Source organism: Mesorhizobium sp. M7A.F.Ca.CA.001.08.2.1, assembly GCF_003998455.1.
Lineage (GTDB): Bacteria > Pseudomonadota > Alphaproteobacteria > Rhizobiales > Rhizobiaceae > Mesorhizobium > Mesorhizobium ciceri.
In genome coordinates this window covers 1-6,269 of the sequence record NZ_RZPW01000346.1, presented here as the reverse complement: position 1 = coordinate 6,269, position 6,269 = coordinate 1, and the positions used below count along the sequence as shown (strand labels likewise).

Sequence of the window (6,269 nt, the reverse complement as noted above, 5' to 3'; positions counted from 1 at the left end):
GATATGCGCGAAGGCGGCGCTGGTTCCGAGCGCGAGAAGTGCGCCGGCCGACAAAAGATATTTGTTCATGATGGTCCCTCGGATTTTCAAGATTTGTCGAGCTGGCGCGGTCAATTGGCGTGATCGTCCACGGCGCCGCCGCCCATGCCTTCGACGGCGAAATCGACGCTGACGGCGCCGGCCTTTTCGAAGGTCAGGGTGGCGGAGAACTTTTCGCCCTGTTTGGGTTGCCGCTTCAGGCCCATGAACATCAAATGATAGCCGCCAGGTGCAAGGGCTACCTTGCCGCCGGCCGGAATTTCCAGGCCGCCGGCAACCGGCCGCATGGTCATGACGCCGTCCTTGACGCCCATCTCATGCAGCTCGGCCTTTTCGGAGACATCGGAGGAAATCGACACCAGCCGGTCCGGCGCACTGCCCTTGTTGGTGATGGTGAAATAACCGCCGGCCACTTTGGCGCCGGCCGGCGTGGCGCGCGACCAGGGGTGGCCGATCTCAAGATTGCCAACCTTGAACTCATGCGCGAAGACGGACTGCGCGCCTGTGAACAGCAGCGCAAGAGCCAGCACGGCAATGCCGACACGCTCTTCGATGCCGCGTAGAATGCTGCCGGCCATAGGACGCGCGGCGTCAGGGAAAAAATAGGACATGGTTGCTCCATGAAGTGAAGGTCGCGCCGTTGCCGGTCGCGAGCAGTTAGATCTTTGGATGGGTACGCCCACGAAAGGTTCCGCCGGGCAAACAGGCTCAGGCCGTCAGCGGCGGCGCGCGCGGGTTCGACGGCGAGCGCTCACGCGCAAAGTCGAGATGGATGGCCGCCGGGAAGACAAAGGCGACCGTTTCAAAGGAAAGGCTGCCCAGCGCCAGACCGGCATTGGGCGGCGGCGCAAAGGCCGCCAAAACCATGCTGCAGCCGAGCACGCAGCATGCCGGCAGATGGGACGGCGGCTGGTTGCCGCCCGGAAGCTGGGTTGCGCCTTCATGGGTACAGATGACATTGCCGAAAGCGTCGAGTTGCGATGCATTGGGACCGGCGCCGAAGGCACCAAGCGTCGACTGGAGCAACAGCAGATAGGCCGCGACAAGCGCGACCGGCATGCTCCATCGTCTCCTCGATACGCCCAAAGCCCTGCCTCTTCGCAGCAACCAACCATATCTAGCACGGGGCCGGCGGGTGGAAAATCGCCAAATCGCCGCGGCGGCAACGCGGCAGGCCCAAGGCATGTCGCCCAGAAGTGTATAGCGGTTTTGGGACAACGACATGCATGAAACAAGGCTGCGAGCCGCGATGCGGCTCAGTGTTTTTGCAGCGACCGGCTCTCCGGGATCGAGGTCAGCAATGTCTGGCGCGCCGACTTCAAATGCTTGCGGCAAGCGGCGTCGACCTTGCCGAGATCGCGTGATTTCAGCGCTTCTATGTAGACCAGATGCTCACCGATCGCGACTTCGTTGCGCTCGCGTTCCTGCGCCTTGTTCCACTGGTAATGGTAGTGGAAGATCATGGCGATGACATCGTAGAAATCGACGATGAAGCGATTGCGCGATGCCCGGTGGATCAGCCGGTGGAAGCGCTCGTCGAGTTCGGAGAACTCCGTGAAGCGGGCGGCAATGTCGTTTGCCAACTGGCGATGCTCGTCTTCCAGGCGGTCGAGATCGGTCCAGACCGCGCTGTCCTGCGGTAAAGCGGCAAAGGCGGCCGCCGAGCGCAGTTCGAACATCTCGCGGATTTCGGTCAGCTCCAGCGCGAAGGCGCGCGTAAAGCCCTTCAGCACCCAATGACTGTTGCGACGTTTCTCGATCAGGCCGAAGCGGGAGAAGCGGATCAGGAACTCGCGCACGCTGGTGGTGCCGACGCCGATCTCACGCGCCAGTTCGAGTTCGTTGATCTGCATGCCGGCTTCGGCGCCGCCGGCGAGCAGTCGACGCATGAACGACCGTTCGATGATCTCGGCCAGCGTGTCTGTCTCTTCCTCGGGGAAGAAATCATCGGGAAGCGGTTCGCGCAGCACCGTCTTGGCGCGCTTGTTCCAGGCGATCAGCCCGGTCTCTTCCATGCGCGCGAGAATGGTGCGCACCGTGGTACGGCTGACGCCAAGCAAGGTGCCCAGTTCCGGCTCCGAAGGCAGGCTGCGCGTTTCGTCGAGCAGCCGCAGGCAGCGGTTGTAGGCATCCTTGTAGACGTTGTTGCTCTTCGACATCCCTGACCCGTTGCACGCCGTCGCTTGCAGCGGACGGTTTGAAGCGCAATATGACGTTCGCATGGCTCTGAGAAGCGAAATTGCTTCCCGGAACAACCCGGAGACATGCGGAACTCCCCACGAAAAAACAATTGACGCAAAACTGTTTTTTCACGATAAAAGACAATATCTCTAAACAGGCGCGTGTCAATCCGCCCCTCGCAACCCACCCAGGAAACCGCCCGTGAACGCCTCCAACTGCATTCTTCTGTCCCCCGCCGACAATGTCGCCGTCGCCAACGGCCGCATCGAGATCGGCACCGCGCTGCCGGGCGGTGCCGTCGCCAGTGCGCTGATCGAGCCCGGCCACAAGGTGGCGATCAAGCCGATCGCCGCCGGCGAGGCCGTGGTGAAATACGCCCAGGCGATCGGTCGCGCGACACAGGACATCGCAGCCGGCGAGCACGTGCATTCGCACAATCTGGTTTTCGAATCCGGCCGCTTGCCGGTCGTGCCGCCGAGCGAGGCCGAGCACGCGACGGAGGCCGACCGCGCCCGCACCTTCATGGGCTATCGCCGCGCCGATGGCCGCGCCGGCACGCGCAACTTCATCGGCATCGTCGCCAGCGTCAATTGCTCGGCCACCGTCTGCCATTCCATCGCCGATACCGCCAACCGCACGCTGTTGCCGAAATACCCCGGCATCGACGGCTTCGTGCCGATCGTGCACGGCCAGGGCTGCGGCATGAGCGGCACCGGCGACGGCATGATGGTGCTGCACCGCACGCTTGCCGGCTATGCCCGCCACCCGAATTTCGGCGGCGTGCTGATGGTCGGCCTCGGCTGCGAGGTCAACCAGCTCACCCTCTACGGCCAGAAGGGCGTCGCTGCCGGCAAGCGCCATTTCAACATCCAGGACGCCGGCGGGTCGCGCAAATCGGTGGAAAAAGCGATGGGCGTGCTGGCCGAGATCGCCGAGGAAGTCGGCCAGTTGAAGCGTGAGCCGATCCCGGTCAGCGAGATCGTCGTCGGCCTGCAATGCGGCGGCTCCGACGGCATGTCGGGCATCACGGCCAATCCGGCGCTGGGCGCGGCTGTCGACATCCTGGCCGGCGTCGGCGGTATCGGCATCCTCTCCGAGACCACGGAAATCTACGGCGCCGAGCATCTGCTTGCCTACCGCGCGGCAACGCCGGAGATCGCGCAGAAGCTCGACGGCTTCGTGAAGTGGTGGGAGGACCACGTCGCCAAGCATGGCGCCTCGATCGACAACAATCCCTCGCCCGGCAACAAGCGCGGCGGCCTCACCACCATCCTGGAGAAGTCCCTCGGTGCGGTCGCCAAGGGCGGCCAGACGCCGCTCAACGGCGTCTTCGGCTACGCCGAAAAAGTCACCGGCAGTGGCCTCGTGTTCATGGATACGCCTGGCTACGACCCGGTTTCGGCGACCGGCCAGGTGGCGGGCGGCGCCAACGTCATCGTCTTCACCACCGGCCGCGGCTCCTGCTTCGGCTGCCGTCCGACGCCGTCGATCAAGGTCGCCACCAACTCGACCATGTACCACCAGATGGAAGAGGACATGGACGTCAATTGCGGCGTCATCGCCTCCGGCGAAAAAACCATCGCCGGCATGGGCCGCGAGATCTTCGAACTGATCGTCGAGACGGCTTCCGGCCGCAAGACCAAGAGCGAGGACTTCGGCTACGGCGACAACGAGTTCGTGCCCTGGCATCTGGGCGCAACGCTTTAGATTTTACTGATATAAAGTAGACTGCGCGCCGGTCAGCGGCGGGCAACGGGGAGGTTTTGCATGGAAAAACGCCGTATCGGTCAGACAGCTCTGGAGGTCACCGAAGTCAGTTTCGGCGGCGCCGCACTTGGCGGCCTTTACCGCGCCTGTTCGCGCGAAGCGGCGATGGAGACGCTGCAGGGCGCCTGGGATGCCGGCCTGCGCTATTTCGACACCGCACCCTTCTACGGCTTCGGACTGTCGGAGCGCCGCTTCGGCGACTTCCTGCGTTACAAGCCGCGCGATTCCTATGTGCTGTCGACCAAGGTCGGCCGGCTGTTTCGCCCGGTGCCGGACGATCAGGTTCCCGATCACTCCTATGTCGATCCGCTGCCCTTCGCGCTCGACTACGACTATTCCTATGACGGCATTATGCGGTCGGTCGAGTTCAGCTATGCGCGGCTTGGCCTAAACAGGATAGACATCCTGTTTGTTCACGACATCGGCGCCTACACCCATGGTATCGAGAAGACCAAGCTGCATTTTCGCGACCTGATGGATGGCGGCCTCAAGGCACTCGAAGAGCTGAAACGGACTGGCGTCATTTCCGCCTATGGGCTTGGCGTCAACGAGGTGCAGATCTGCCTGGACGTCATGCGCCGGGCGCCGCTCGACTGTATCCTGCTTGCCAGCCGCTATTCCTTGCTCGACCGCAGTGCCGAAGCCGAGTTGCTGCCGCTATGCCGGGCACAGCAGACCTCCTTGGTCATTGGCGGCGTGTTCAACTCCGGCATCCTGGCGACCGGCCCGGTGCAAGGCGCACATTTCGACTACCGCCCCGCCAGCCATGACGTGCTCGACCGCGTCGGCGCAATGGAGAGGATCGCCGCCGAGGGTGGCTATCCGCTCGCCGCCGCAGCGTTCCAATTCCCCTTGCATGAAGCTGCCGTCGCCACCGTACTGACCGGCACCGCCAAGCTGGCAAATCTGACGCGCAACCTCGAGCTGCTCGACATCGACGTACCGGAAACGGAATACGCCAAATATCGTCCCTACACGCTGGTGCAGGAGCTGGTGTGAAACTTCATGTTCCTGCGGCACATGGAGGAATGGATATTCCATATTGACGAATTGGTGGAATTAATATTCCATACATTCCCAGAACGGAACGGAAGCGTGACGGCGCCAATGGGAGAACAGGGCTGGGGATCTGCCTCTGCCAGACCTCGCAACGACTGATCAAACACCGCTTGCATCGATCTGTTCGATGCACTATCAAAACAGGGCAACTGTTTTTTATTGATAAAGTTCTGTTTGGGACCGCGCCTATCCGAACGGAGCTTCCGTATCGTTCACCGGGCGACTTAGGGAGGAAACCTCATGAAATTCGTGACCAACATTCTCAACCGCCGCGCCGTCATGGCGCTGGCAGCAGCTTCAATGCTCGCCGGCGTCATGCATCCGGCGCCGGTTTCGGCGGCGGACGTCACCATTCCGATCATCGTCAAGGACACCACGTCCTTCTACTGGCAGATCGTTCTGGCCGGCGCCCGCAAGGCCGGCAAGGATCTCGGCGTCAACGTGCCGGAACTCGGCGCCCAGGCTGAAACCGACGTCAACGGCCAGGTCTCGATCCTCGAGAACGCCGTTGCCAGCAACCCGGCGGCCATCGTCATTGCGCCGACCGAGTTCAAGGCGCTCGGCAAGCCGATCGATGAAGCCGCTGCCAAGGTCAAGGTCATCGGCATCGACTCCGGTGCCGACTCCAAGGCCTTCACCTCGTTCCTGACCACCGACAACGTCCAGGGCGGCCGCGTCGCTGCCGACGGCCTCGCAGCCGCCATCGGCGCCGCCAACGGCGGCAAGATCGAGGGCGACGTCGCCCTGATCACCAACGCACCTGGCGCCGGCTCGCTTGAGCAGCGCAAGCAGGGCTTCACCGAACAGCTGGCCGCCAAATATCCGGGCCTCAAGCTGGTTGCCGACAAATATGCCGACGGCCAGGCCACCACCGGCCTCAACATCGCCACCGACCTGATCACCGCCAACCCGAACCTCAAAGGCATCTTCGCTTCCAACCTGATCATGGCGCAGGGCGTCGGCCAGGCCGTCGCGGAAAACAACCTTGGCGGCAAGCTGGCGCTGGTCGGTTTCGACAGCGACGAGAAGCTGATCAAGTTCCTCAACGACGGCGTCATTTCCGCCCTCGTCGTCCAGGATCCGTACCGGATGGGCTATGACGGCATCAAGACCGCGCTCGCCGCCTCCAAGGGCGAGAAGGTCGAAGCCAATGTCGACACCGGCGCCAATCTGGTGACCAAGGACAACATGAAAGACCCCAAGATCGACGCGCTGCTCAATCC

The 6,269-nt window shown here is 62.8% G+C and carries 6 protein-coding genes; 3 read left to right on the top strand and 3 right to left on the bottom strand.

Annotation, left to right across the window (positions count from 1 at the left end; all coding sequences use genetic code 11):
* Positions 1-110: 110 nt before the first annotated feature.
* The 3 genes from EN914_RS20135 to EN914_RS20125 form a co-directional block, all read right to left on the bottom strand.
* The gene (locus EN914_RS20135) at positions 111-650 is read right to left on the bottom strand and encodes a copper chaperone PCu(A)C (protein WP_024504421.1); all 540 of its coding nucleotides are present in this window, start codon (positions 648-650) and stop codon (positions 111-113) included.
* A gap of 97 nt (positions 651-747) precedes the next feature.
* On the bottom strand, positions 748-1,098 hold the full coding sequence (locus tag EN914_RS20130) for a DUF2946 family protein (protein WP_024504422.1): 351 nt from the start codon (positions 1,096-1,098) through the stop codon (positions 748-750).
* 197 nt (positions 1,099-1,295) lie between these two features.
* Entirely contained in the window at positions 1,296-2,198 is a 903-nt protein-coding gene (locus EN914_RS20125) for a GntR family transcriptional regulator (RefSeq protein WP_013529532.1), read from the bottom strand.
* Between the two features lie 223 nt (positions 2,199-2,421).
* Here EN914_RS20125 and EN914_RS20120 point away from each other — a divergent pair, with 223 nt between their 5' ends.
* The 3 genes from EN914_RS20120 to EN914_RS20110 all read left to right on the top strand — a co-directional run.
* Positions 2,422-3,927, top strand: a complete 1,506-nt coding sequence (locus EN914_RS20120; RefSeq protein WP_013529531.1) for a UxaA family hydrolase — start codon at positions 2,422-2,424, stop codon at positions 3,925-3,927.
* Between the two features lie 60 nt (positions 3,928-3,987).
* On the top strand, positions 3,988-4,986 hold the full coding sequence (locus EN914_RS20115) for an aldo/keto reductase (protein ID WP_024504423.1): 999 nt from the start codon (positions 3,988-3,990) through the stop codon (positions 4,984-4,986).
* A 300-nt stretch (positions 4,987-5,286) separates the two neighbouring features.
* Positions 5,287-6,269, top strand: a 983-nt coding sequence (locus EN914_RS20110) for an ABC transporter substrate-binding protein (protein WP_127389218.1), incomplete at its 3' end; no start/stop codon positions are given.